The organism is Streptomyces sp. CGMCC 4.7035, from assembly GCF_031583065.1.
Taxonomy (GTDB): domain Bacteria; phylum Actinomycetota; class Actinomycetes; order Streptomycetales; family Streptomycetaceae; genus Streptomyces; species Streptomyces yaanensis.
Map to the genome: position 1 here is coordinate 3,465,923 of NZ_CP134053.1, position 24,538 is coordinate 3,490,460.

Genomic DNA, 24,538 nt, shown 5'->3' on the forward strand with positions numbered 1-24,538 from the left:
GGTCCGCGGGCGGGGCTGCGGGTCACGGGTTCGCGGAGTGGCCCGTGGGTCTCCGGTACGCGGGCGGGGCTGCGGGTCACGGGTCCGCGGAGTGGCCCGTGGGTCTCCGGTATGCGGGCGGGGCTGCGGGTCACGGGTCCGCGGAGTGGCCCGTGGGTCTCCGGTACGCGGGCGGGCCCGTAGGTCACCGGTGCGCGGACGGGGCTGCGGGCCACCGGCCCGCGGGCGGGCCCGTGGGTCACCAGCCCGCGGACGGGCCCGTCAGTTCCCTGATCGCCGGCCGGGCCGCGTCCAGGACCGTCATGAACCACGAGGAGAACGTGTCCTTCGCATGCCGCTCCGCCAGTTCCTCGGCGGTCACGAAGGCCGTCTGAGCGACTTCCTCCGGGTCCGGGCGTACGGGCGACTGCACAAGACCGACGAAGAGGTGGTTGAACTCCTGCTCCACCAGGCCGGAGTCCGGATCCGGGTGGTTGTAGCGGACCGTGCCCGCCTCGGCGAGCAGCGACGGGGAGACCCCCAGCTCCTCGTACGTCCGCCGGGCCGCCGCCGCGAACGGTGCCTCACCCGGGTAGGGATGGCCGCAGCAGGTGTTGGACCAGACGCCGGGGGAGTGGTACTTGCCCAGCGCCCGCTGCTGGAGCAGCAGCCGCCCGTGGTCGTCGAAGAGGAACACGGAGAACGCCCGGTGCAGCTGACCCGGCGGCTGATGGGCGGCGAGCTTCTCCGCCGTGCCGATCGTGGTGCCGTCCTCGTCGACCAGCTCCAGCAAGATGGCCTCGGCGGTGCCGCTCGACGAAAGGTGCGTCGCGGTGGCAGGTGTGATCGGCATACCCATCCTTCGCATCGGTTGTCCAGCCCCAAGTCTGCCGTACGAATCCGGCACTCCCGGCACTTCGTGACTCCCCGCATGTCCCGCCCCGGGCCGCCGTAGGGCCCGTACGGCCCTCACCCAGCAGATGCCGGAAGCGGCCGGATACCTGATCGTGCCCGGTGCCACGGACCGGGAACCGCCTCCCCGGGGGCGCTCCGGGGGTGCGCGGCGCCCGCCCGGGCGCCGTCCTCCCGGAGCGCCCCCGGTACATCACACGCACGCGTCACGCCGGACCGGTACGAGCGTGACCACTCCGGCGCCGCGCCTATGCCGGTTGCGCCCCGATCAGCCCTGGCCGGCCTCCGGGCGGTGCAGCAGCCAGCCCCGCCACGCCGACTCCACCATCTCGCGCACGTCGCGCCGGGCACTCCAGCCCAGCTCCCGCTCGGCCAGCGCGGCCGACGCCACCGCGCGCGGCGCGTCACCCGGGCGGCGCGGCTCGACGACCGGGGGCGTGGTGTCGCCGGTCACCTCCCCGATGAGCGTGACGAGCTCGCGCACCGAGACGCCCTCGCCGCGGCCGATGTTGACGGTCAGGTCGCCGGTCGCGCCCCCGGCCAGCCGCCGGGCCGCCGCGAGGTGCGCGTCGGCGAGGTCGGCGACGTGGATGTAGTCACGCACGCACGTGCCGTCCGGCGTCGGATGGTCGTCGCCGAAGATCCGCGGGGCCTCGCCCCGGGTGAGCCGGTCGAAGACCATCGGCACGACGTTGAAGACGCCCGTGTCCGCCAGCTCGGGCTCGGCCGCGCCCGCCACGTTGAAGTAGCGCAGGCACACGGTCGCGATGCCGTGCGCCCGGCCCGCCGCCCGCACCAGCCACTCGCCCGCGAGCTTCGTCTCGCCGTACGGGCTCATCGGGGCACAGGGCGTGTCCTCCGTGATGAGGTCCACATCGGGGTTGCCGTAGACGGCCGCGGACGAGGAGAACAGGAACCGCTTGATCCCCGCCCCGGCCACCGCGTCCAGCAGCGTCGCCAGACCGCCCACGTTCTCCTGGTAGTAGCGCGTCGGCTGGGCCACGGACTCGCCGACCTGCTTGCGCGCGGCGAGGTGCACCACACCCGTCACCGCGTGCTCGGCGAAGACCCGCTTCAGCAGCTCCCCGTCCAGCGAGGAGCCCTGGACCAGCGGAATGCTCTCCGGGAGCCGCGTCGGCACACCGGCCGAGAGGTCGTCCAGGACGAGTACGCGCTCGCCCTCCGCGGCCATCGCCCGCGCCACGTGTGCCCCGATGTAACCGGCCCCGCCGGTGATCAGCCATGTCATGGGCCCTCACCCTATGCCTGTCCGGTGAAAACGAGTCCGTATACATGCGTGATGCCGTGAATGCGCAATCGCGAGGCAGCCGTGAGGGCGTGAATGTCCTGGTCTGTTCCCGCGGTTTGTTGCGCACCCCTCCGATCCCTGATGATGATCGCGGCGGCAGCCGCGCAGACAGGGTTGATCAGTCCATGAACGGCCGGTGAACACCGGCTTCCGGGCATCCGATAGCCTCTGCCGACATGCCGCCCGGCCCCTGCCCCGGGTGTCCCACACCACACACATGACCGGCGCCCGTACGCGTCGGGCCTCAGGGAGTGAGTTCGTCTGTCGACCGCCATCCTCACCGGTCAGCCGGTCCCCGGATCGTCGCTCGAGGGCGATCTGCGGACGCTCGGCTTCGACGTGCGGGTCGCCACCGACGCCGGTGACGCCGAGACACTCCTCGCCGCCGTGCCGGCGAACCAGCGGGTCGCGATCGTCGACGCCCGCTTCGTGGGCCACGTGCACTCCCTGCGCCTCGGCCTCACCGACCCCCGCTTCCCGGCCGCAGCCGTGCCCGGTGCCGTCACCGCCCAGCCGGCCGCCCGCCAGGCGCTGATCCGCGCCCTGGCCCACGAGCGTTCCGCCGGGGGCGGCGCGGCGGTCGTCACCGACAACCTCGCCGAGCGCATCGCCGCGGCCCTCGACACCGACGGCGTACCGGTCCACCGCCCGGAACTCGGCACCCTGGTCGCCGCCGTCCCCACCGACCCCCAGACCCGCAACGAGGCCCGCCAGGCGGTCCTCGCCGTCGACGACGAGGCTGTCCGGCTGCGCAGCGCCGTCAAGGCCCGCGACGGCTTCTTCACCACACACTTCATCAGCCCGTACTCGCGTTACATCGCCCGCTGGTGCGCCCGCCGTGGCCTGACCCCCAACCAGGTCACCACGGCCTCGCTGCTCACCGCCCTGATCGCGGCGGGCTGCGCGGCCACCGGCACCCGAGGCGGCTTCATCGCCGCGGGCATCCTGCTGATCGTCTCCTTCGTCCTCGACTGCACCGACGGTCAGCTCGCCCGGTACTCGCTGCAGTACTCGACGCTGGGTGCCTGGCTCGACGCCACCTTCGACCGCGCCAAGGAGTACGCCTATTACGCGGGCCTCGCCCTCGGCGCGGCCCGCGGCGGCGATGACGTCTGGGCGCTCGCCCTCGGCGCGATGGTCCTGCAGACCTGCCGGCACGTCGTCGACTTCGCCTTCACCGAGGCGAACCACGACGCGACCGCCAACACCAGCCCCACAGCGGCTCTCTCCGACAAACTGGACAGCGTCGGCTGGACGGTCTGGGTACGCCGGATGATTGTCCTGCCGATCGGGGAACGCTGGGCCATGATCGCCGTCCTGACGGCGGCCACCACCCCCCGTATCACCTTCTACGCGCTGCTCATCGGCTGCGCCTTCGCGGCGACTTACACGACGGCGGGACGCGTACTGCGGTCGTTGACGCGCAGGGCGCAGCGGACGGACCGGGCGGCGCGGGCGCTGGCGGATCTCACGGACAGTGGACCACTGGCCGAACTGCTGGCACGGGTCCTGGGCAAGTCCCGAGGCCCGGCGTTCCTCTGGGCCGTCGCCGGAGCCGTCCTCATGCCGCTCGCGGCCTGGTTCGACGGGCCGGGCTGGTCGGTCGTCCTGGCCGCCGGCGTCTACGTCCTGGTGTCCTCCGAAGCCGTCGTGAAGCCCCTCAAGGGCGCCCTGGACTGGCTGGTCCCGCCGTTCTTCCGAGCCGCCGAATACTGCACCGTCCTGCTGCTGGCGGCCAAATCCGGGGTGAACGGAGTGCTTCCCGCGGCTTTCGGGCTGGTGGCGGCCGTCGCCTACCATCACTACGACACGGTGTACCGCATCCGCGGCGACGCCGACGCGCCACCGCACTGGCTGGTGCGCGCGATCGGGGGGCACGAAGGCCGGACGCTGCTGGTCACGGTCCTTGCCGCGCTGCTTTCCGCGGCGCAGTTCAAGGTCGCGCTCACGGCCCTCGCCGTTTACGTGGCCCTGGTGGTGCTCGTCGAGAGCATCCGCTTCTGGGTGTCCGCTCACCAGAGTGGCGCGCCCGCCGTACACGATGAAGGAGAACCCGCATGATCGGCCTCGTGCTGGCGGCCGGCGCCGGACGGCGTCTGCGCCCCTACACCGACACCCTCCCCAAGGCTCTGGTGCCGGTGGGGCCCGCGGGTTCCGAGGACAGCCTCACGGTCCTGGACCTCACTCTCGGCAACTTCGCCGAGGTGGGTCTGACCGAGGTCGCGATCATCGTCGGCTACCGCAAGGAGGCCGTGTACGAGCGCAAGGCGGCCCTGGAGCAGAAGTACGGCGTCAAGCTCACCCTGATCGACAACGACAAGGCCGAGGAGTGGAACAACGCCTACTCCCTGTGGTGCGGTCGTGACGCCCTCAAGGACGGCGTGATCCTCGCCAACGGCGACACCGTGCACCCGGTCTCCGTGGAGAAGACGCTGCTGGCCGCGCGCGGCGACGGCAAGAAGATCATCCTTGCCCTCGACACGGTGAAGCAGCTCGCCGACGAGGAGATGAAGGTCGTCGTGGACCCCGAGAAGGGTGTCCAGAGGATCACCAAGCTGATGGAGCCGTCAGAGGCGACGGGTGAGTACATCGGCGTGACCCTCATCGAGGGCGACGCGGCCGAGGAGCTGGCCGACGCGCTGAAGGCGACCTTCGAGCGGGATCCGCAGCTCTACTACGAGGACGGCTACCAGGAGCTGGTCAACCGCGGCTTCAAGGTCGACGTGGCGCCGATCGGCGACGTCAACTGGGTGGAGATCGACAACCACGACGACCTCGCCAAGGGCCGGGAGATCGCGTGCCGGTACTGACGAGGCTCATCTCCTCGCCGGTCGTCGTGGACATCCGCCCGGGTGCCCTCGACGACCTGGCGGGCGTACTCGCCGACGAGCGCATCTCGCACTCGGGCAAGCTCGCCGTCGCGGTCAGCGGCGGCTCCGGCGCCCGGCTGCGCGAGCGGCTCGGCCCCTCCCTGCCCGGCGCCACCTGGTACGAGGTCGGCGGCGGCACCCTGGACGACGCGGTGCGGCTGGCCGGGGACATGAGGGCCGACCACTACGACGCGCTGGTGGGCCTGGGCGGCGGCAAGATCATCGACTGCGCCAAGTTCGCCGCGGCGCGCGTAGGCCTGCCGCTGGTCGCCGTGCCCACCAACCTCGCGCACGACGGTCTGTGCTCGCCGGTCGCGACCCTGGACAACGACGCGGGGCGCGGCTCGTACGGCGTGCCGAACCCGATCGCGGTCCTCATCGACCTCGACGTCATCCGTGAGGCCCCGGTGCGCTTCGTGCGTGCGGGCATCGGCGACGCCGTGTCGAACATCTCCGCCATCGCGGACTGGGAGCTGGCCAACCGGGTCAACGGCGAGAAGATCGACGGCCTCGCCGCGGCGATGGCGAGGCAGGCCGGTGAGGCGGTGCTGCGCCACCCCGGCGGCATCGGCGACAACGGCTTCCTCCAGGTGCTGGCCGAGGCGCTGGTGCTCAGTGGCATCGCCATGTCGGTGTCGGGCGACTCACGCCCGTCCTCGGGCGCGTGCCACGAGATCAACCACGCCTTCGACCTGCTGTTCCCCAAGCGCGCCGCTGCGCACGGCGAGCAGTGCGGCCTGGGTGCCGCCTTCGCGATGTATCTGCGCGGGGCGCACGAGGAGTCGGCGTACATGGCCCAGGTACTGCGCCGGCACGGGCTGCCCGTGCTGCCGGAGGAGATCGGCTTCACGGTGGACGAGTTCGTCCAGGCCGTGGAGTTCGCCCCGCAGACCCGGCCCGGCCGCTACACGATCCTCGAACACCTCGACCTGAAGACCGACCAGATCAAGGACGCATACGCCGACTATGTCAAGGCCATCGGTAGCTGAACTCCGCCCCGTCGTTCACCCCGCGGGGGTGAAGGACCGGCGCAGCGGTGAGCACTGGATGGGACGCCTCTACATGCGTGAGGTGTCCCTGCGGGTCGACCGCTACCTGGTCAACACCAGGGTCACGCCCAACCAGCTCACGTACCTGATGACCGTCTTCGGCGTGCTCGCGGCCCCGGCACTCCTCGTGCCGGGGATCCCGGGCGCCGTGCTCGGCGTGGTGTGCGTCCAGCTCTATCTGCTGCTGGACTGCGTCGACGGCGAGGTCGCCCGCTGGAAGCAGCAGTTCTCGCTCGGCGGGGTGTACCTGGACCGGGTCGGTGCCTATCTGACCGACGCCGCGGTGCTCGTCGGCTTCGGTCTGCGCGCCGCCGATCTGTGGGGCTCCGGGCGGATCGACTGGCTGTGGGCCTTCCTCGGCACCCTTGCCGCCCTCGGCGCGATCCTGATCAAGGCCGAGACCGACCTCGTCGGCGTCGCCCGCCACCAGGGCGGGCTGCCGCCGGTCAAGGAGGCGGCTTCCGAGCCGCGCTCGTCAGGTATGGCGCTGGCCCGCAAGGCGGCCTCGGCGCTGAAGCTCCACCGTCTCGTCCTCGGGATCGAGGCGTCCCTGCTGATCCTCGTCCTGGCGATCGTGGACACGGTCAGGGGCGACCTGTTCTTCGAGCGGCTCGGCGTCGCCGTGCTGGCCGGCATCGCGATGCTCCAGACCGTGCTGCACCTCGTGTCCATCCTCGCCTCCAGCAGGCTGAAGTGAGCGGCGCCATAAAGGTCGGGGCCGTCATCATCACGATGGGCAACCGCCCGGCCGAACTCCGCGCGCTCCTCGACTCGGTGGCCAAGCAGGACGGCGACCCCGTGGAGGTCGTCGTGGTCGGGAACGGCTCGCCCGTCCCGGACGTCCCCGAGGGCGTCCGGACCGTCGAGCTGCCCGAGAACCTCGGCATCCCCGGCGGCCGCAACGTCGGCATCGAGGCCTTCGGCCCCGGCGGCACGGACGTCGACGTACTCCTCTTCCTCGACGACGACGGTCTCCTCGCCCGCAGCGACACCGCCGAGCTGTGCCGCCAGGCCTTCGCCACCGACCCGGAGCTCGGCATCATCAGCTTCCGCATCGCCGACCCCGACACGGGCGAGACCCAGCGGCGTCACGTGCCACGGCTGCGCGCCTCCGACCCGATGCGCTCCTCCCGGGTGACCACCTTCCTCGGCGGCGCCAACGCCGTCCGTACGAAGGTCTTCGCCGAGGTCGGGGGCCTGCCGGACGAGTTCTTCTACGCCCACGAGGAGACCGACCTGGCCTGGCGGGCCCTGGACGGGGGCTGGATGATCGACTACCGGTCGGACATGGTGCTGTACCACCCCACGACCGCTCCCTCCCGCCATGCGGTGTACCACCGCATGGTCGCCCGCAACCGGGTCTGGCTGGCCCGCCGGAACCTCCCCGCCCTTCTGGTCCCGGTCTACCTGGGGGTCTGGATGCTCCTGACCCTGCTGCGCCGCCCGTCGCGGTCCGCCCTGAAGGCGTGGTTCGGCGGGTTCAAGGAGGGATGGACCACTCCGTCCGGACCCCGGCGCCCCATGAAGTGGCGTACGGTATGGCGGCTGACCCGGCTGGGCCGGCCTCCGGTCATCTGACAAGCTCGATAGTCGGAACCACGCGGGCGGGACCCGCATCCCGGCTCCCACCCGTGCGTGGGCAGGCCGCGCACCCGAAAACGGAGAGTTTGCCAACCTGTGAGTGAGACAACGCATGACGGCGGTGTCGCGGTGAGCGACCGTCTGTCGCCCGATGACGGGCTGACCGCGGCCGAGCTGGCCACCAAGTACGGGCTCTCGGTCAGCGGTGCCCGCCCCGGGCTCGGTGAGTACGTCCGCCAGCTGTGGGGACGGCGTCACTTCATCCTCGCCTTCTCGCAGGCGAAGCTCACCGCCCAGTACAGCCAGGCAAAGCTCGGCCAGCTGTGGCAGGTCGCCACCCCGCTGCTGAACGCGCTCGTGTACTACATGATCTTCGGCCTGATCCTGAAGGCCGGCCGGGGCATGTCGCTCGACACGTACATCCTGTTCCTGGTCACCGGCGTCTTCGTCTTCACCTTCACGCAGAGCTCGCTCATGGCCGGCGTCCGCGCGATCTCCGGCAATCTGGGCCTGGTGCGCGCGCTGCACTTCCCACGGGCCTCGCTGCCCATTTCCTTCGCGTTGCAGCAGCTCCAGCAGCTGCTCTTCTCGATGATCGTGCTGTTCGTCATGGCGTTCGGGTTCGGCAGCTATCCGAGCATGTCCTGGTTGCTGATCGTCCCGGCGCTGGTGCTGCAGTTCTTCTTCAACACCGGTCTCGCGCTGATCGTGGCGCGGATGGGCGCGAAGACCCCCGACCTCGCCCAGCTGATGCCGTTCATCCTGCGCACCTGGATGTACGCGTCCGGCGTCATGTTCTCCATCCACACCATGCTTGCCGGGAAGCCCGAGTGGATCGTGCGCGCCCTCCAGCTGAATCCGGCCGCCGTGTACATGGACCTGATGCGCTTCGCGCTCATCAAGGACTACGGCGCCGAGAACCTCCCGCCGCATGTCTGGGTCATCGCGCTGTTCTGGGCCGTCGTCGTCTTCGTCGGCGGGTTCGTGTACTTCTGGAAGGCGGAGGAGCGGTACGGCCGTGGCTGAGCAGAAGACCGGGGCCAGGGTCCCCACCGTCATCGCGGACGAGCTGCACATCGTCTACCGGGTCAACGGCGCCAAGACCGGCAAGGGCAGTGCCACCGCCGCTCTCAGCCGCATCGTCAGGCGAGGCTCCGACGACGCGGCGCGCGGCGTGCGCAAGGTGCACGCCGTCAGGGGCGTCTCCTTCGTCGCCTACCGCGGCGAGGCCATCGGCCTGATCGGATCCAACGGCTCCGGCAAGTCCACGCTGCTGCGCGCCATCGCCGGCCTGCTGCCCGCCGAGCGGGGCAAGGTCTACACCGACGGCCAGCCCTCGCTGCTCGGCGTCAACGCTGCCCTGATGAACGACTTGACGGGCGAGCGCAACGTCATCCTGGGCGGCCTCGCGATGGGAATGTCCCGCGAGCAGATCAAGGAGCGCTACCAGGAGATCGTCGACTTCTCCGGCATCAACGAGAAGGGCGACTTCATCACGCTGCCGATGCGCACCTACTCCTCCGGCATGGCGGCGCGCCTGCGTTTCTCCATCGCGGCCGCCAAGGACCACGACGTCCTCATGATCGACGAGGCCCTCGCCACCGGTGACCGCAAGTTCCAGACGCGCTCCGAGGAACGCATCCGGGAACTGCGCAAGGAGGCCGGCACGGTGTTCCTGGTCAGTCACAACAACAAGTCGATCCGCGACACCTGCGACCGCGTCCTGTGGCTGGAGCGCGGTGAGCTGCGGATGGACGGCCCGACCGAAGAGGTCCTCAAGGAGTACGAGAAGTTCACGGGCAAGTAGGCCCCGTCGCCAGGGCCCCGCCGGAACGGTCCGGCGGGGCCCTGCGTCTGCAAAGGAAACGCCAACTCTGTTGGGCCGTAGGAATCTTGACATCAATCGGTGTGTTGTTGTGATGCGCAGGACACCCCGCCGAAGCTCGCTGCGTTGTACAACGTAAGCTGTACCGGTGCTGATTAGCGGCAAGTGGGGCGATAATGCCCTGCACCCCCACACCTGCCGCGCTGCGCGGACGCCAGGCGGCGTGTCCGAAATAGGATGTATTGGGTCGGCAGTGTAGAACGGGAGATGTGACGGCAATGGCTACGGAAAGTCTCCAGCTCCGCGAGGCATGTGCCGTCTCCGCGTCGGGCGGCGAGCGGTGATCGAAGCCGGGACGGCGCGCACCGGCGACCCGGAGCGCGGCACCCTCGACAAGGCCGCGGACGAGAACTTCCCCGTGGCGCCGTTCTTCCTGCCCAGGATCTGGCGTGCCGATCTGATGGCCGTCTACGGTTTCGCCCGCCTTGTCGACGACATCGGCGACGGCGACCTCGCCCCCGGCGGTACCGACGCCCGTATTCTCGGCGCGTCGCCCGAGGAGGCCGAGGACCGCCTCGTCCTTCTGGACGCCTTCGAGGCCGACCTGCACCGGGTCTTCGACTCGACGCCGCGTCACCCGCTCCTGCGCCGCCTCCAGCCCACGGTCCGGCGCGCCGGCCTCACCCCCGAGCCGTTCCTCGGCCTGATCGCCGCCAACCGCCAGGACCAGCTGGTCAAGCGGTATGAGACCTACGACGACCTCCTCGCGTACTGCGAGCTGTCCGCCAACCCGGTCGGTCGTCTCGTCCTTGCTGTCACCGGCACCGCCACCCCCGAGCGCATCCGCCGTTCCGACGCGATCTGCACCGCGCTGCAGATCGTGGAGCACCTCCAGGACGTCGCCGAGGATCTCGGCCGCGACCGCATCTATCTGCCCGCAGCCGACATGAAGCGCTTTCATGTCCAGGAGACGGACCTTGCCATGAACTCAGCGGGTGCATCGGTGCGGGCACTGGTTGCATACGAAGCGGAACGCGCCCGGGATCTCCTGAATGAAGGCGCCCCCCTCGTGGGTAGCGTCCACGGCAGGCTCAGGCTGCTGCTCGCGGGATTCGTGGCGGGAGGAAGGGCGGCGATCCGGGCGATCGTCGCCGCCGAATACGACGTACTTCCCGGCCCGCCCAAGTCCGGCAAGCTCCGGTTGCTGCGCGAGGTGGGCGTGACTCTGCGAGGAGAGGGGTGATCCGGACCGTGGAGTCGGAACAGCACGTGGCCCCACCGGTACTCGCCGCGTACAGCTACTGCGAGGCCGTGACCGGGCAGCAGGCCCGTAACTTCGCGTACGGCATCAGGCTCCTGCCGACGCCCAAGCGCCGTGCGATGTCGGCGCTCTACGCGTTCTCCCGGCGTGTCGACGACATCGGCGACGGCGCGCTGGCGGCCGACGTCAAGGCGGCGCGGCTGGAGGAGACCAGGGCGCTGCTGGCCCGGATCCGTGACGGAGGCGTGGCCGAGGACGACACCGACCCGGTCGCGGTCGCCCTCACCCATGCCGCCCGGCACTTCCCGATCCCGCTCGGCGGCCTCGACGAACTCATCGACGGCGTCCTCATGGACGTACGCGGGGAGACCTACGAGACCTGGGACGATCTGAAGCTCTACTGCCGCTGTGTGGCCGGGGCCATCGGGCGGCTCTCGCTCGGGGTGTTCGGTACGGAACCGGGGGCGCGCGGCGCCGAGCGCGCGCCGGAGTATGCCGACACGCTCGGGCTCGCGCTGCAACTCACCAACATCCTGAGGGACGTCCGCGAGGACGCCGAGGGCGGGCGCGTCTATCTGCCCGCCGACGACCTCGCCAAGTTCGGCTGCTCGGCCGGGTTCCACGGACCGACCCCACCCGAGGGCTCCGACTTCGCGGGCCTCGTGCACTTCGAAGTGCGTCGGGCCCGCGCCCTTTTCGCCGAGGGTTACCGCCTGCTGCCCATGCTCGACCGCCGCAGCGGTGCCTGTGTCGCGGCCATGGCCGGCATCTACCGTCGACTGCTCGACCGCATCGAGCGCGAGCCGGAGGCCGTACTGCGCGGCCGGGTCTCGCTGCCCGGTCGTGAGAAGGCGTACGTCGCCGTGCGTGGTCTGTCGGGTCTCGACACCCGCCATGTGTCCCGGCGGACCGTCAGGAGGCGTGCCTGATGGGCAGTCCGGTCCAAGGCGACTCCATCGGCGAAAAGCGGCAGGCAACCCTCCGGTGCGGCGCGGCGTCCCTGACGGAGACGGCCCGCCGTGCATCGTTCAAGCACCACGGCGGACCGGCAGGGGAGGAAGCACCATGAGCGACGGCACACAGCCGGAGGATCGGGGCGCGGACACCTCGGGTCGCCCCGAGCCGTCGTCCGCCTCCGAGGCGTCGTCCGGCCCCCGGGCGTCGTCCGCCGTCGTGATCGGTGCGGGGCTCGCCGGGATCACCGCCGCACTCGCGCTCGCCGACGCCGGGGTCAGGGTCACCCTGCTGGAGGGGCGGCCGCGGCTGGGCGGACTCGCCTTCTCCTTCCAGCGCGGCGACCTGACCGTCGACAACGGCCAGCATGTCTATCTGCGCTGCTGCACGGCCTATCGCTGGTTTCTCGACCGCATCGACGGCGCCGCGCTCGCGCCGTTGCAGGATCGTCTCGACGTGCCCGTTCTCGACGCGCACGGCACGCCGGGGCGACGGCTGGGCAGACTACGGCGCGACGCGCTGCCCGTACCCCTGCATCTCGGGCGCAGCCTCGCCACCTACCCCCATCTCTCGCTCGCCGAGCGCGCCAAAGTGGGGCGTGCCGCACTCGCGCTCCGAGCTCTCGACCTCGCGGATCCCGCACTCGATGAGCAGGACTTCGGCAGCTGGCTGGCCGCGCACGGTCAGTCGGCGCGTGCCATCGAGGCACTGTGGGACCTGGTCGGGGTCGCCACCCTCAACGCGGTGGCCGGCGATGCCTCGCTCGGGCTCGCCGCGATGGTGTTCAAGACGGGTCTGCTGTCCGACCCGGGCGCGGCCGACATCGGCTGGGCTCGCGTCCCGCTGGGCGAACTGCACGACCGGCTGGCCCGCAAGGCGCTCGACTCCGCGGGCGTTCGTACCGAGGTCCGTACACGCGTCACCTCCATCTCTACTGACGAAAACGGGACCTGGAGCGTTCAGGTTCCCGGCGAGCGCATCGAGGCCGACGCGGTCGTTCTCGCCGTACCGCAGCGCGAGGCCCATGAACTGCTGCCCGCCGGAGCCCTCGACGCGCCCGAACGGCTGCTCGACATCGGTACCGCCCCGATCCTCAACGTCCATGTCGTCTACGACCGCAAGGTGCTGACCAGGCCGTTCTTCGCGGCGCTCGGCTCCCCGGTGCAGTGGGTCTTCGACCGCACCGATGCCTCCGGTCTGCGCGAGGGCCAGTACCTCGCGCTGTCGCAGTCGGCCGCGCAGGACGAGATCGACGAGCCCGTGTCGGTGCTGCGCGAGCGCTATCTGCCCGAGCTGGAGCGGCTGTTGCCCGCCACCCGCGGCGCAGAGGTGAAGGACTTCTTCGTGACCCGGGAGCGCACGGCGACGTTCGCCCCCACCCCAGGCGTCGGGCGGCTGCGGCCCGGCGCCCGCACCAAGGCCCCCGGCCTGTACCTGGCCGGAGCGTGGACCGCCACAGGGTGGCCCGCGACCATGGAGAGTGCGGTCCGCAGTGGAGTCAGTGCGGCGGGCGCCGCGCTGGGCGCCCTCGGCCGGTCCGGTTCCCACCTCCCCGACCTCTTCGAGGAGGCGGCATGAGCGTCGAACTGAACGGGTCGGGCCCCCGCACCCCCGGTATCGCAACAAGAGGAGAGACTGTGCCCACTGTGCCCCCGGCCGAGACGGCCGCTCGAGAGACCGCGGTGGACGTGTCCGCGCTTCTGGAGCGCGGCCGGACCCTGGCCACCCCGGTACTGCGGGAGGCAGTGGACCGACTGGCACCGCCCATGGACACCGTCGCCGCCTACCACTTCGGCTGGATCGACGCCGAGGGCAACCCCGCGGACGGCGACGGCGGCAAGGCCGTGCGCCCCGCCCTGGCCCTGCTCTCCGCGCAGGCCGCGGGCCGGGCCCCCGAGGTGGGTGTGCCCGGCGCGGTCGCGGTCGAGCTGGTGCACAACTTCTCGCTGCTGCACGACGACCTGATGGACGGTGACGAACAGCGCCGCCACCGCGACACCGTGTGGAAGGTGCACGGCCCCGCCCAGGCCATCCTCGTAGGCGACGCCCTGTTCGCCCTGGCCAATGAGGTGCTGCTGGAACTCGGCACCGTCGAGGCCGGCCGTGCCGCCCGCCGTCTGACCACCGCCACCCGCGCCCTGATCGACGGTCAGGCGCAGGACATCTCCTACGAGCACCGCGACCGGGTCAGCGTCGAGGAGTGCCTGGAGATGGAGGGCAACAAGACCGGCGCCCTGCTCGCCTGCGCCTCCTCCATCGGCGCGGTCCTCGGCGGCGCCGACGACGCGACCGCCGACACCCTGGAGAAGTACGGCTACCACCTGGGCCTCGCCTTCCAGGCCGTCGACGACCTCCTCGGCATCTGGGGCGACCCGGAGGCCACCGGAAAGCAGACCTGGAGCGATCTGCGCCAGCGCAAGAAGTCCCTGCCGGTCGTGGCCGCGCTGGCGGCGGGCGGAACCGCCTCCGAGCGCCTCGGCGAGATCCTCGCGGAGGACGCCAAGAGCAGCGACTTCGAGAACTTCTCCGAGGAGGAGTTCGCCGCGCGCGCCGCGCTCATCGAGGAGGCGGGCGGCCGTGAGTGGACCGCCCAGGAGGCGCGCCGCCAGCACGCGATCGCCGTCGAAGCGCTGGACTTCGTCCGGATGCCCCAGGAGGTGCGCGCGCAGTTCACGGCGCTCGCCGACTTCGTCGTCGTACGAAAGAGATGATCATTATCGGTCGAATACACCTCGCGTAGTCGCCGGCCGGTGCCCTGATCGCACCCGCACCGGCCGACGGCGGACCCACAGCAGCACGACTTGCACGACTGCACGAAGGGGAAGCCATGACAGCGACGACCGACGGAAGCACCGGGGCCGTGCCGCCCCGCGCTGCCTCGGCCAGCGAAACAAGCGAATCGCTCCCGGAGGCGGCCGGGACGGTCGGCACTCGAGACGCCGCCGAGCGCGCCCTGCGGCGCGCGACCGACTTCCTGCTCGCGCGGCAGGACGCCCAGGGCTGGTGGAAGGGCGACCTCGAGACGAACGTCACGATGGACGCCGAGGACCTGCTGCTCCGTCAGTTCCTGGGGATCCGCGACGAGAAGACCACCCACGCCGCCGCCCTGTTCATCCGCGGCGAGCAGCGCGAGGACGGCACCTGGGCCACTTTCTACGGCGGCCCCGGCGAACTGTCCGCCACCATCGAGGCGTACGTCGCCCTGCGACTGGCCGGAGACGCGCCGGACGAGCCGCACATGGCCAAGGCGTCCCGATGGATCCGCGAGCGGGGCGGTATCGCCGCCGCCCGTGTCTTCACCCGGATCTGGCTGGCCCTGTTCGGCTGGTGGAAGTGGGAGGACCTGCCCGAACTCCCGCCGGAGCTCATCTACTTCCCGAAGTGGATGCCGCTGAACATCTACGACTTCGGGTGCTGGGCGCGGCAGACCATCGTGCCGCTCACCATCGTCTCCGCCAAGCGCCCGGTGCGGCCGGCGCCGTTCCCGCTCGACGAGCTGCACACCGACCCGAGCGACCCCAGCCCCGCCAGGGACCTCGCCCCCGTGGCGAGTTGGGACGGCGTCTTCCAGCGGCTCGACAAGGCGCTGCACCAGTTCCGCAAGGTCGCCCCGCGCCGGCTGCGCAGGGCCGCCATGAACACCGCCGCCCGCTGGATCATCGAGCGGCAGGAGAACGACGGCTGCTGGGGCGGGATCCAGCCGCCCGCGGTGTACTCGGTCATCGCCCTCCACCTGCTCGGCTACGACCTCCAGCACCCCGTGATGCGCGAGGGCGTCGCGTCGCTGGACCGTTTCGCCGTGTGGCGCGAGGACGGCGCCCGCATGATCGAGGCCTGCCAGTCCCCGGTGTGGGACACCTGCCTCGCGACCATCGCGCTCGCCGACGCGGGCGTGCCCGCCGACCACCCGCAGCTGGTGAAGGCCGCGGACTGGATGCTCGGCGAGGAGATCGTCCGGCCCGGCGACTGGTCGGTCCGACGTCCCGGACTCCCCCCGGGCGGCTGGGCGTTCGAGTTCCACAACGACAACTACCCCGACATCGACGACACCGCCGAGGTCGTGCTCGCGCTGCGCCGGGTCAAGCACCCCGACCCGGACCGGATCGAGAGGGCCATCGGGCGCGGAGTGCGCTGGAACCTCGGCATGCAGTCGAAGAATGGCGCGTGGGGCGCCTTCGACGTCGACAACACCAGCCCGTTCCCCAACCGGCTGCCGTTCTGCGACTTCGGCGAGGTCATCGACCCGCCGTCCGCCGACGTCACCGCGCACGTCGTGGAGATGCTCGCCGTCGAGGGCCTCTCCCACGACCCGCGCACCCGCCGGGGTATCGAATGGCTGCTGGCCGAACAGGAGTCGGACGGCTCGTGGTTCGGGCGCTGGGGCGTCAACTACGTCTACGGCACCGGCTCGGTGGTGCCCGCGCTGGTGGCCGCCGGGATCCCTGCCGCGCACCCGGCGATCCGCCGGGCCGTCGCCTGGCTGGAGAGCGTGCAGAACGACGACGGCGGCTGGGGCGAGGACCTGCGCTCCTACAAGTACGTCCAGGAGTGGAGCGGCCAAGGCGCCTCCACCGCCTCGCAGACGGCATGGGCGCTGCTCGCGCTGCTGGCGGCGGGGGAGAGCGAGTCCAAGGCCGTGGAGCGCGGCATCGAGTTCCTCGACCGTACCCAGAACGAGGACGGCTCCTGGGACGAGCCGTACTTCACCGGCACCGGCTTCCCCTGGGACTTCTCCATCAACTATCACCTCTACCGGCAGGTCTTCCCGCTCACCGCGCTCGGCCGCTACGTCCATGGCGAGCCGTTCGCCGAGGCCAAGGGGAGCTGATGAGCACCAAGCCCGACCCGGCCCCGCTGCTGATCGCCTGCGCGCTCGGCATCGAGCACCTTGCCCTGCGCAGCGGCGGCCACAGGGGCTCCGACGGGCGGGTGACGGTACTCCGTACGGGTATGGGCCCCCGGGCGGCCGAACGCTCCGTCACCCGGGCGCTCGCCGACCCGGCCCTCGAAGGCGCGGCCGTCCTCGCCACGGGCTTCTGCGCGGGGCTGGCCCCCGGGATGCATCCCGGGGACCTCGTCGTCGCGGAGGAGGCCCGGGATCCGCGGGGCGCCACCCCGTGCGTGGGCACCGAACTGCTGGTGAAGGAACTCGCGCGCACCGTCCCGGGGCGCACCGTCCACACCGGACCGCTGACCGGCTCGGACCACGTCGTCCGTGGTCAGGAACGGTCGCACCTGCTCGCGACCGGCGCGATCGCGGTCGACATGGAGTCGGCGGCCACCCTCCACAGTGCCGTGCGCACGGGCGCGCGCCCGGTTGCGGCCGTCCGGGTGGTCGTGGACGCTCCAGAACATGAACTCGTCCGGATCGGCACGTTGCGCGGTGGAATATCGGCTTTTCGTGTTCTGCGTGCCGTCCTTCCCGCTTTTTACGAATGGCACCGTTCCTTGCTGCTCCCCCGGAGGTGAGCCAGATGGCCATGCCGCTCCGTCAAACCATCAAGGTCGCTACCTACCTGTTTGAACAGAAACTCAAGAGGCGGGACAAGTTCGCACTGCTGGTCGAGCTGGAGCCGCTCTTCGCCTGCAACCTGAAGTGCGAGGGGTGCGGCAAGATCCAGCATCCGGCCGGCGTGCTCAAGCAGCGCATGCCCGTCGCCCAGGCCGTGGGAGCGGTGCTCGAGTCGGGCGCGCCGATGGTGTCCATCGCGGGCGGTGAGCCGCTGATGCATCCGCAGATCGACGAGATCGTGCGTCAGTTGGTGGCCAAGAAGAAGTTCGTCTTCCTGTGCACCAACGCGCTGCTGATGCGCAAGAAGATGGACAAGTTCAAGCCTTCGCCGTACTTCGCCTGGGCGGTGCACATCGACGGGCTGCGCGAGCGGCACGACGCCTCGGTGGCCAAGGAAGGCACGTTCGACGAGGCGGTGGAGGCCATCAAGGAGGCCAAGAGGCGGGGCTTCCGGGTCACCACCAACTCCACCTTCTTCAACACCGACACCCCGCAGACCGTCGTCGAGGTGCTGAACTACCTCAACGACGACCTGAAGGTCGACGAGATGATGCTCTCGCCCGCCTACGCCTATGAGAAGGCGCCCGACCAGGAGCACTTCCTCGGCGTCCAGCAGACCCGCGAGCTGTTCAAGAAGGCCTTCTCGGGAGGCAACCGCAGGCGGTGGCGGCTCAATCAGAGCCCCCTCTTCCTGGACTTCCTGGAGGGCAAGGTCGACTTCCCGTGCACCGCGTGGGCGATCCCGAGCTACTCGCTCTTCGGCTGGCAGAAGCCCTGCTATCTGATGAGCGACGGGTACGTGGCCACGTACCGGCAACTGCTGGAGGAGACCGACTGGGACCAGTACGGCCGCGGCAAGGACCCGCGCTGCGCCAACTGCATGGCGCACTGCGGCTACGAGCCGACCGCTGTGCTCGCCACCATGGGCTCCCTGAAGGAGTCGCTGCGGGCCGCCCGGGAGACCATGACCAACGGAAAGCAGCGGTGACCGCATGACCGCCGTTCCCTTGGGCGTCCCCGAGGTACCGGTCCGGCCGATCGCCGAGCGGCGCAGGTCGCGGCAGATCCATGTCGGGCCGGTGGCGGTGGGGGGCGGGGCCCCGGTGTCGGTGCAGTCGATGACGACGACCCGTACGTCGGACATCGGCGCCACATTGCAGCAGATCGCGGAGCTCACCGCGTCCGGCTGCCAGATCGTCCGCGTCGCCTGCCCCACGCAGGACGACGCGGACGCCCTCGCCACGATCGCGAAGAAGTCGCAGATCCCGGTCATCGCGGACATCCACTTCCAGCCGAAGTACGTCTTCGCGGCCATCGAGGCGGGCTGTGCGGCCGTCCGGGTGAACCCCGGAAACATCAAGCAGTTCGACGACAAGGTCAAGGAGATCGCGCGGGCCGCCAAGGACCATGGCACACCGATCCGGATCGGGGTGAACGCCGGCTCCCTCGACAGGCGGCTGCTGCAGAAGTACGGCAGGGCGACCCCCGAGGCGCTCGTGGAGTCCGCCCTGTGGGAGGCGTCGCTCTTCGAGGAGCACGGCTTCAGGGACATCAAGATCTCGGTCAAGCACAACGACCCCGTGGTGATGGTCAACGCATACCGCCAGCTGGCCGCCCAGTGCGACTACCCGCTGCACCTGGGCGTCACGGAGGCCGGTCCGGCGTTCCAGGGCACGATCAAGTCGGCCGTCGCCTTCGGCGCGCTGCTGTCCGAGGGCATCGGCGACACCATCCGTGTGTCGCTGTCGGCCCCGCCCGCGGAGGAGGTCAAGGTCGGCATCCAGATCCTGGAGTCACTGGGCCTGAGGCAGCGCCGCCTGGAGATCGTCTCGTGCCCGTCGTGCGGGCGCGCCCAGGTCGACGTGTACAAACTGGCCGACGAGGTCACGGCGGGCCTGGAAGGGATGGAGGTGCCGCTGCGCGTCGCGGTCATGGGCTGTGTGGTCAACGGTCCCGGGGAGGCGCGGGAGGCGGATCTGGGGGTCGCCTCCGGCAACGGCAAGGGCCAGATCTTCGTCAAGGGCGAGGTCATCAAGACCGTCCCCGAGTCGAAGATCGTGGAGACCCTCATCGAGGAGGCGATGAAGATCGCCGAGCAGATGGAGAAGGACGGCGTCGGGTCCGGAGAACCCGCCGTCACCGTGAGTTGAGCGGCACGGACCGAGAGGGGGCGCGAGCGTGACCATTCTGGAGAACGTCCGGGGACCACGCGACCTGAAGGCGCTGTCCGAGGCGGAACTGAGTCAACTGGCCGAGGAAATCAGGGAGTTCCTGATCCATGCGGTCGCCAGGACCGGCGGTCACCTGGGGCCCAATCTGGGCGTGGTGGAACTCTCCATCGCGCTCCACCGGGCCTTCGAGTCGCCGGCCGACCACATCCTGTGGGACACCGGCCACCAGAGCTATGTACACAAGCTGCTGACGGGGCGCCAGGATTTCTCCAAGCTGCGCGGCAAGGGGGGCCTGTCCGGCTATCCGTCGCGCGAGGAGTCCGAGCACGACATCATCGAGAACAGCCACGCGTCCACCGCGCTCGGCTGGGCCGACGGGCTGGCCAAGGCCCGCCAGGTACAGGGGGAGAAGGGGCACGTCGTCGCGGTCATCGGGGACGGCGCGCTGACCGGCGGCATGGCGTGGGAGGCGCTCAACAACATCGCCGCCGCGAAGGACCGCCCGCTGATCATCGTCGTCAACGACAACGAACGCTCGTACGCGCCGACCATCGGCGGCCTCGCCAACCACCTCGCCACGCTGCGCACGACCGACAGCTACGAGAAGGTCCTGGCCTGGGGCAAGGACGTGCTGCAGCGCACGCCCGTCGTCGGCACCACCCTCTACGAGGCACTGCACGGCGCGAAGAAGGGCTTCAAGGACGCGTTCGCGCCCCAGGGCCTGTTCGAGGACCTGGGCCTGAAGTACGTCGGCCCGATCGACGGACACGACATCCTGGCCGTCGAGTCGGCGCTGCGCCGCGCGAAACGCTTCCACGGACCGGTGCTGATCCACTGCCTCACCGAGAAAGGACGCGGTTACGAGCCCGCGCTCGCCCACGAGGAGGACCACTTCCACACCGTCGGCGTGATGGACCCGCTGACCTGTGAGCCTCTCGCGCCCGCAGGCGGTCCGTCGTGGACCTCGGTGTTCGGCGACGAGATGGTGCGGATCGGCGAGGAGCGCGAGGACGTCGTGGCGATCACGGCGGCCATGCTGCACCCGGTGGGCCTCGGCGAGTTCGCCGAGCGGTTCCCCGACCGGGTGTGGGACGTCGGGATAGCCGAACAGCACGCCGCCGTGTCCGCGGCCGGTCTCGCGACCGGCGGACTGCACCCCGTCGTCGCCGTCTACGCCACCTTCCTCAACCGCGCCTTCGACCAGCTCCTCATGGACGTCGCCCTGCACCGCTGCGGGGTCACCTTCGTCCTGGACCGGGCCGGCGTCACGGGCGTCGACGGGCCCTCGCACAACGGCATGTGGGACATGTCGATCCTCCAGGTCGTGCCGGGGCTCAGGATCGCCGCGCCGCGCGACGCCGACCAGCTGCGGGCACAGCTGCGGGAGGCGGTCGCGGTCGACGACGCGCCGACCCTCGTCCGCTTCCCGAAGGAGTCGGTGGGTCCGGCGGTCCCGGCGGTGGACCGGGTGGGCGGTCTGGACGTACTGCACCGCGCGGACAGACCCGAGGTGCTTCTGGTCGCCGTCGGCGTCATGGCACCCGTGTGCCTCCAGGCCGCCGAGCTGCTGGGGGCCCGCGGCATCGGCTGCACGGTCGTCGACCCGCGCTGGGTCAAGCCGGTCGACCCCTCGCTGCCGGGCCTGGCCGCCGAGCACCGGCTCGTCGCGGTCGTCGAGGACAACAGCCGGTCCGCGGGTGTCGGCTCCGCGGTCGCGCTGGCGCTCGGCGACGCCGACATCGACGTACCCGTACGGAGGTTCGGGATCCCGGAGCAGTTCCTCGCGCACGCCAAGCGCGGCGAGGTGCTCGCCGACATCGGCCTCACGCCCGTCGAGATCGCCGGGCGGATCAGCGCCTGCCTGGCCGCCAAGGATGAGCTGTCCAAGGAGAAAGAGGAATGACCACCCCTTCCGGGAACCGGGAATTCGACCTCGGCAAGCTCCTGGCCGAGCGCGGGGCCGAGCGCTACGAGCTGCACGCGAAGTACCTCAACCACCAGCTCCCGCGCATGCTCCACACCATCGGCTTCGACAAGGTCTACGAGCGCGCCGAGGGCGCCCATTTCTGGGACGCGGACGGCAACGACTACCTGGACATGCTCGCCGGGTTCGGGGTGATGGGCCTGGGCCGCCACCACCCGGTGGTCCGCACGGCACTGCACGACGTCCTGGACGCCCGGCTCGCCGACCTGACCCGCTTCGACTGCCAGCCACTGCCCGGGCTGCTGGCGGAGAAGCTGCTGGCCCACAGCCCGCACCTGGAGCGGGTCTTCTTCGGCAACAGCGGGACGGAGGCGGTGGAGACCGCGCTGAAGTTCGCCCGCTACGCGACGGGGAAACCGCGGATCCTCTACTGCGAGCACGCCTTCCACGGCCTGACCACCGGCTCGCTGTCCGTGAACGGCGAACGAGGCTTCCGTGACGGCTTCGCCCCGCTGCTGCCCGACACGGCGGTCCCGCTCGGCGACCTCGACACCCTGGCCCGGGAGCTGAGGAAGGGGGACGTGGCGGCGCTCGTCGTCGAACCGATCCAGGGCAAAGGCGTCCACGAGGCCCCGCCCGGCTATCTGCCCGCCGCCCAGGAGCTGCTGCACAGGCACAAGGCGCTGCTGATCGCGGACGAGGTGCAGACCGGCCTCGGCCGCACCGGGGACTTCTACGCCTACCAGCACGAGAGCGGCGTCGAGCCGGATCTGGTGTGCGTGGCGAAGGCGCTCTCCGGCGGCTATGTGCCGGTGGGTGCCACCCTCGGAAAGGAATGGATCTTCAAGAAGGTCTACTCGTCCATGGACCGGGTGCTCGTGCACTCGGCGAGCTTCGGATCCAACGCGCAGGCGATGGCGGCCGGGCTCGCCGTGCTGTCCGTCATGGAGAACGAGCAGATCGTCGCGAACGCCCGGGCCGTCGGGGAGCAGCTGAAGTCCCGCCTCACGGCGCTCACCGACAAGTACGAGCTGCTGAGCGACGTACGCGGCCGGGGCCTGATGATCGGCATCGAGTTCGGCAGGCCCCGCTCACTGAAGCTGCGCAGCCGGTGGACCATGCTGCAGGCGGCCCGCAAGGGTCTGTTCGCGCAGATGGTCGTCGTCCCTCTGCTGCAACGGCACCGGATCCTCACCCAGGTCTCCGGTGACCACCTGGAGGTGATCAAGCTGATCCCGCCGCTGATCATCGGCGAGCGGGACGTCGACCGGTTCGTGGAGGCGTTCACCGCGGTCATGGACGACGCGCACAGCGGCAGCGCACTGATGTGGGACTTCGGCAAGACGCTGATCAAACAGGCGGTGGCGAACCGGTAGCCACCGGAGCCCGCAGGATTTGCCTCTCAGGCAATAAGTTTGCCTTTGAGGCAAAGGTGGGGCTCAATGGAGAGCATGAGCTCTCCTGAAGAGACCGAGCCGGGGCCGGCCGCGGACCTGCCCGCCGTCGCGCCCCAGCTGCGTGCGTTGCGCCGCCGCGCCTCGCTCACCCTGGAGGCCGCGGCCGGCGCCGCCGGGCTCTCGCCCGCACACCTCTCCCGGCTGGAGACCGGGCAGCGCCAGCCCTCGCTGCCGATGCTGCTCGCGCTCGCCCGTATCTACGGTACAACCGTCTCCGAACTGCTCGGCGAGACCGTCGCCGACCGGGACGCGATCGTGCGCGCCTCCGACATGGAGTCGACCCGGGCGGGCGGCTGGACGTACTGGCAGGCCGGCGCTCCGGGTCGCGGGATGCAGGCGCTGCGCGTCCACGTCCCGTACAGCACCCAGGGCGACATCGTCCGCGTCCACCCCGGCGAGGAATGGCTGTACATCCTCAAGGGGCGGCTGCGGCTGCGGCTGGGCGACAGCGCGCACATCCTCGCCCCGGGCGACAGCGCCCACTTCGACTCGCTCACCCCGCACCGGCTCGCGGCCGTCGACCACGACGGGACCGAGCTCTTGTTCGTCCACACCCTGCTGCAGAGCCCGACCGCGGCGCTCTGCCTCGGCCCCACCCCTGGAGAAATGCCATGACCGAGCAACCGGACACCCGCCCCGAGCGCAGGTCGATGGAGGAGAAGTTCCCCCGCGCCCTGTGGATCCGCCTGATCATCTACATCGCGGTCGGCCATCTCTTCGCCGGCTTCATCTACCTGCTGTTCTCGGTGGGCGCGAAGTGACAGCGGCTCAGTCCAGCAGTCGCTCGCGCAGCTGCCGGCGCAGCGCCGGCGTGACCTTGAGCCCCTTCTCCAGGTAGGCGTCCACGCCGCCCCAGGTCTCCTCGACGGTGTCGATCGCCGCGGCCAGGTACTCGGCGCGCGCGTCGAAGAGGGGGCTGAGCAGCTCCATCACCTCGGGGGAGTACGCGTCCGCCGACGAACCGTTGCGGTGCACCTTGTACCGGCGGTGGATGGCGTTCGACTCCAGGTAGTCCGCGACGATCGCCTCGCGCTCGACCCCGAGGGCGAGGAGCGTCACCGCGATCGACAGACCCGCGCGGTCCTTGCCCGCGGCGCAGTGCATCAGCGCGGGCACGCTGTCCTCGGCCAGGGCACGCAGCACCTGGGAGTGCTCGGCCGTGCGCTCCTTGATGATCGTGCGGTAGGAGGCGATCATGCGGTTCGCGGCCTTGCCATCGGCGAGGATTCCGCGCAGCTGGTCCAGTTCGCCGTCGCGGACCATCTTCCAGAACTCGGCGCCGTCCGCCGGGTCGGACAGCGGAAGGTTCACGTTCCGCACGCCCGGCAGCTCGACGTCCGGCCCCTCCAGCTTCTTGTCCGCCGCGTTGCGGAAGTCGAAGATCGTGTGCAGGCCGAGGGAGGCGAGGAACGCCGCGTCCTTCTCCGTCGCGTGCGCGAGGTGGCCGCTGCGGAAGAGCACTCCGGGCCGCACGCGCCGCCCGTCCACGGTCGGCAGACCGCCCACGTCACGGAAGTTGCGCACTCCGGTCAGCTCGGGCTCGGTGGACGGGACCTGCTGCGTCACGGGGGCTCCTCCCAGGCGTCCGCCGGCGCTGCTCGTCGACGGGCCGAGCTTCGACGATACGACATGGGTTCATCAGGCAATCATCCACAGGTGGACGCTGTGCTGAACACGCGTGGCAGACGTTGCCCGCGAGACGCCTCACCCCCGATGATGTTGAACTGATCACAC

Annotated in this window: 23 protein-coding genes; 20 read left to right on the forward strand and 3 right to left on the reverse strand. The window is 70.5% G+C overall.

Going from position 1 to position 24,538, the window contains the following annotated elements; translation table 11 throughout:
• Positions 1-238 precede the first annotated feature (238 nt).
• Together idi and galE are read right to left on the reverse strand one after the other, a co-directional pair.
• A complete protein-coding gene (idi, locus tag Q2K21_RS14685) occupies positions 239-832 on the reverse strand; it encodes an isopentenyl-diphosphate Delta-isomerase (RefSeq protein WP_310770798.1) in 594 nt (197 codons plus the stop codon).
• Positions 833-1,159: 327 nt separating this feature from the next.
• Positions 1,160-2,140: a UDP-glucose 4-epimerase GalE gene (gene galE, locus Q2K21_RS14690; protein WP_310770800.1), complete on the reverse strand. Its 981-nt coding sequence runs from the start codon at positions 2,138-2,140 to the stop codon at positions 1,160-1,162.
• Between the two features lie 321 nt (positions 2,141-2,461).
• Between galE and Q2K21_RS14695 the strand changes: the two genes are divergently transcribed.
• From Q2K21_RS14695 to Q2K21_RS14790, 20 genes are all read left to right on the forward strand, one after another.
• Positions 2,462-4,261 carry a DUF5941 domain-containing protein gene (locus Q2K21_RS14695; RefSeq protein WP_310780956.1) on the forward strand — a complete coding sequence of 600 codons (1,800 nt, stop codon included), beginning with the start codon at positions 2,462-2,464 and terminating at the stop codon, positions 4,259-4,261.
• A complete protein-coding gene (locus tag Q2K21_RS14700) occupies positions 4,258-5,010 on the forward strand; it encodes a phosphocholine cytidylyltransferase family protein (RefSeq protein ID WP_310770801.1) in 753 nt (250 codons plus the stop codon). The genes Q2K21_RS14695 and Q2K21_RS14700 overlap by 4 nt, the downstream gene beginning before the upstream one ends.
• Positions 4,998-6,059 (forward strand): iron-containing alcohol dehydrogenase family protein, encoded by a 1,062-nt coding sequence (locus Q2K21_RS14705; protein ID WP_310770802.1) that lies wholly within the window; start codon positions 4,998-5,000, stop codon positions 6,057-6,059. The genes Q2K21_RS14700 and Q2K21_RS14705 overlap by 13 nt, the downstream gene beginning before the upstream one ends.
• Complete coding sequence (locus Q2K21_RS14710; RefSeq protein ID WP_310770803.1) at positions 6,037-6,816, forward strand: CDP-alcohol phosphatidyltransferase family protein; 780 nt, start codon at positions 6,037-6,039, stop codon at positions 6,814-6,816. Before Q2K21_RS14705 ends, Q2K21_RS14710 begins: the two co-directional genes overlap by 23 nt.
• Before the next feature lie 8 nt (positions 6,817-6,824).
• Positions 6,825-7,697 (forward strand): glycosyltransferase family 2 protein, encoded by an 873-nt coding sequence (locus Q2K21_RS14715; protein WP_310780959.1) that lies wholly within the window; start codon positions 6,825-6,827, stop codon positions 7,695-7,697.
• A 99-nt stretch (positions 7,698-7,796) separates the two neighbouring features.
• On the forward strand, positions 7,797-8,726 hold the full coding sequence (locus Q2K21_RS14720; RefSeq protein WP_310770804.1) for an ABC transporter permease: 930 nt from the start codon (positions 7,797-7,799) through the stop codon (positions 8,724-8,726).
• The gene (locus Q2K21_RS14725) at positions 8,719-9,507 is read left to right on the forward strand and encodes an ABC transporter ATP-binding protein (RefSeq protein ID WP_310770806.1); all 789 of its coding nucleotides are present in this window, start codon (positions 8,719-8,721) and stop codon (positions 9,505-9,507) included. Before Q2K21_RS14720 ends, Q2K21_RS14725 begins: the two co-directional genes overlap by 8 nt.
• A 358-nt stretch (positions 9,508-9,865) precedes the next feature.
• Positions 9,866-10,768 (forward strand): squalene synthase HpnC, encoded by a 903-nt coding sequence (hpnC, locus tag Q2K21_RS14730; protein WP_310770808.1) that lies wholly within the window; start codon positions 9,866-9,868, stop codon positions 10,766-10,768.
• On the forward strand, positions 10,765-11,715 hold the full coding sequence (gene hpnD, locus Q2K21_RS14735) for a presqualene diphosphate synthase HpnD (RefSeq protein ID WP_310770810.1): 951 nt from the start codon (positions 10,765-10,767) through the stop codon (positions 11,713-11,715). Before hpnC ends, hpnD begins: the two co-directional genes overlap by 4 nt.
• Positions 11,715-11,855, forward strand: a complete 141-nt coding sequence (locus tag Q2K21_RS14740) for a DUF6380 family protein (RefSeq protein ID WP_310770812.1) — start codon at positions 11,715-11,717, stop codon at positions 11,853-11,855. The genes hpnD and Q2K21_RS14740 overlap by 1 nt, the downstream gene beginning before the upstream one ends.
• Complete coding sequence (gene hpnE / locus Q2K21_RS14745) at positions 11,852-13,318, forward strand: hydroxysqualene dehydroxylase HpnE (protein ID WP_310770815.1); 1,467 nt, start codon at positions 11,852-11,854, stop codon at positions 13,316-13,318. The genes Q2K21_RS14740 and hpnE overlap by 4 nt, the downstream gene beginning before the upstream one ends.
• Positions 13,315-14,451 carry a polyprenyl synthetase family protein gene (locus Q2K21_RS14750; RefSeq protein WP_310770817.1) on the forward strand — a complete coding sequence of 379 codons (1,137 nt, stop codon included), beginning with the start codon at positions 13,315-13,317 and terminating at the stop codon, positions 14,449-14,451. The genes hpnE and Q2K21_RS14750 overlap by 4 nt, the downstream gene beginning before the upstream one ends.
• A 116-nt stretch (positions 14,452-14,567) precedes the next feature.
• The gene (gene shc, locus Q2K21_RS14755) at positions 14,568-16,568 is read left to right on the forward strand and encodes a squalene--hopene cyclase (RefSeq protein ID WP_310770819.1); all 2,001 of its coding nucleotides are present in this window, start codon (positions 14,568-14,570) and stop codon (positions 16,566-16,568) included.
• On the forward strand, positions 16,568-17,209 hold the full coding sequence (locus Q2K21_RS14760; protein ID WP_310770821.1) for a phosphorylase family protein: 642 nt from the start codon (positions 16,568-16,570) through the stop codon (positions 17,207-17,209). The genes shc and Q2K21_RS14760 overlap by 1 nt, the downstream gene beginning before the upstream one ends.
• Positions 17,210-17,214: 5 nt before the next feature.
• Complete coding sequence (gene hpnH / locus Q2K21_RS14765; RefSeq protein ID WP_310770823.1) at positions 17,215-18,240, forward strand: adenosyl-hopene transferase HpnH; 1,026 nt, start codon at positions 17,215-17,217, stop codon at positions 18,238-18,240.
• 4 nt (positions 18,241-18,244) lie between these two features.
• Positions 18,245-19,402, forward strand: coding sequence for a flavodoxin-dependent (E)-4-hydroxy-3-methylbut-2-enyl-diphosphate synthase (gene ispG, locus Q2K21_RS14770; RefSeq protein WP_310770825.1), 1,158 nt, complete (start codon positions 18,245-18,247; stop codon positions 19,400-19,402).
• 28 nt (positions 19,403-19,430) lie between these two features.
• Positions 19,431-21,326 carry a 1-deoxy-D-xylulose-5-phosphate synthase gene (gene dxs, locus Q2K21_RS14775; protein ID WP_310770827.1) on the forward strand — a complete coding sequence of 632 codons (1,896 nt, stop codon included), beginning with the start codon at positions 19,431-19,433 and terminating at the stop codon, positions 21,324-21,326.
• Positions 21,323-22,723: an aspartate aminotransferase family protein gene (locus Q2K21_RS14780; protein ID WP_310770829.1), complete on the forward strand. Its 1,401-nt coding sequence runs from the start codon at positions 21,323-21,325 to the stop codon at positions 22,721-22,723. Before dxs ends, Q2K21_RS14780 begins: the two co-directional genes overlap by 4 nt.
• 75 nt (positions 22,724-22,798) lie before the next feature.
• Complete coding sequence (locus Q2K21_RS14785) at positions 22,799-23,419, forward strand: helix-turn-helix domain-containing protein (protein ID WP_310770830.1); 621 nt, start codon at positions 22,799-22,801, stop codon at positions 23,417-23,419.
• A 35-nt stretch (positions 23,420-23,454) separates the two neighbouring features.
• The gene (locus tag Q2K21_RS14790; protein ID WP_310780963.1) at positions 23,455-23,565 is read left to right on the forward strand and encodes a DUF6126 family protein; all 111 of its coding nucleotides are present in this window, start codon (positions 23,455-23,457) and stop codon (positions 23,563-23,565) included.
• Positions 23,566-23,572: 7 nt separating this feature from the next.
• On the opposite strand, the gene Q2K21_RS14795 is transcribed toward Q2K21_RS14790, so the two are convergent.
• Positions 23,573-24,370: a tyrosine-protein phosphatase gene (locus tag Q2K21_RS14795; protein WP_310770832.1), complete on the reverse strand. Its 798-nt coding sequence runs from the start codon at positions 24,368-24,370 to the stop codon at positions 23,573-23,575.
• Between the last annotated feature and the right edge of the window lie 168 nt (positions 24,371-24,538).

What these genes read in the sequence shown, in the direction of transcription:
- idi (WP_310770798.1), bottom strand. Translation starts at nt 832, where the DNA reads ATGCCGATCACACCTGCCACCGCGACGCACCTTTCGTCGAGCGGCACC.
- hpnH (WP_310770823.1), top strand. Translation starts at nt 17,215, where the DNA reads ATGGCCATGCCGCTCCGTCAAACCATCAAGGTCGCTACCTACCTGTTT.
- Q2K21_RS14780 (WP_310770829.1), top strand. Translation starts at nt 21,323, where the DNA reads ATGACCACCCCTTCCGGGAACCGGGAATTCGACCTCGGCAAGCTCCTG.
- Q2K21_RS14760 (WP_310770821.1), top strand. Translation starts at nt 16,568, where the DNA reads ATGAGCACCAAGCCCGACCCGGCCCCGCTGCTGATCGCCTGCGCGCTC.
- Q2K21_RS14790 (WP_310780963.1), top strand. Translation starts at nt 23,455, where the DNA reads ATGGAGGAGAAGTTCCCCCGCGCCCTGTGGATCCGCCTGATCATCTAC.
- Q2K21_RS14700 (WP_310770801.1), top strand. Translation starts at nt 4,258, where the DNA reads ATGATCGGCCTCGTGCTGGCGGCCGGCGCCGGACGGCGTCTGCGCCCC.
- galE (WP_310770800.1), bottom strand. Translation starts at nt 2,140, where the DNA reads ATGACATGGCTGATCACCGGCGGGGCCGGTTACATCGGGGCACACGTG.
- Q2K21_RS14750 (WP_310770817.1), top strand. Translation starts at nt 13,315, where the DNA reads ATGAGCGTCGAACTGAACGGGTCGGGCCCCCGCACCCCCGGTATCGCA.
- Q2K21_RS14710 (WP_310770803.1), top strand. Translation starts at nt 6,037, where the DNA reads ATGTCAAGGCCATCGGTAGCTGAACTCCGCCCCGTCGTTCACCCCGCG.
- hpnE (WP_310770815.1), top strand. Translation starts at nt 11,852, where the DNA reads ATGAGCGACGGCACACAGCCGGAGGATCGGGGCGCGGACACCTCGGGT.
- Q2K21_RS14785 (WP_310770830.1), top strand. Translation starts at nt 22,799, where the DNA reads ATGAGCTCTCCTGAAGAGACCGAGCCGGGGCCGGCCGCGGACCTGCCC.
- Q2K21_RS14740 (WP_310770812.1), top strand. Translation starts at nt 11,715, where the DNA reads ATGGGCAGTCCGGTCCAAGGCGACTCCATCGGCGAAAAGCGGCAGGCA.
- ispG (WP_310770825.1), top strand. Translation starts at nt 18,245, where the DNA reads ATGACCGCCGTTCCCTTGGGCGTCCCCGAGGTACCGGTCCGGCCGATC.
- shc (WP_310770819.1), top strand. Translation starts at nt 14,568, where the DNA reads ATGACAGCGACGACCGACGGAAGCACCGGGGCCGTGCCGCCCCGCGCT.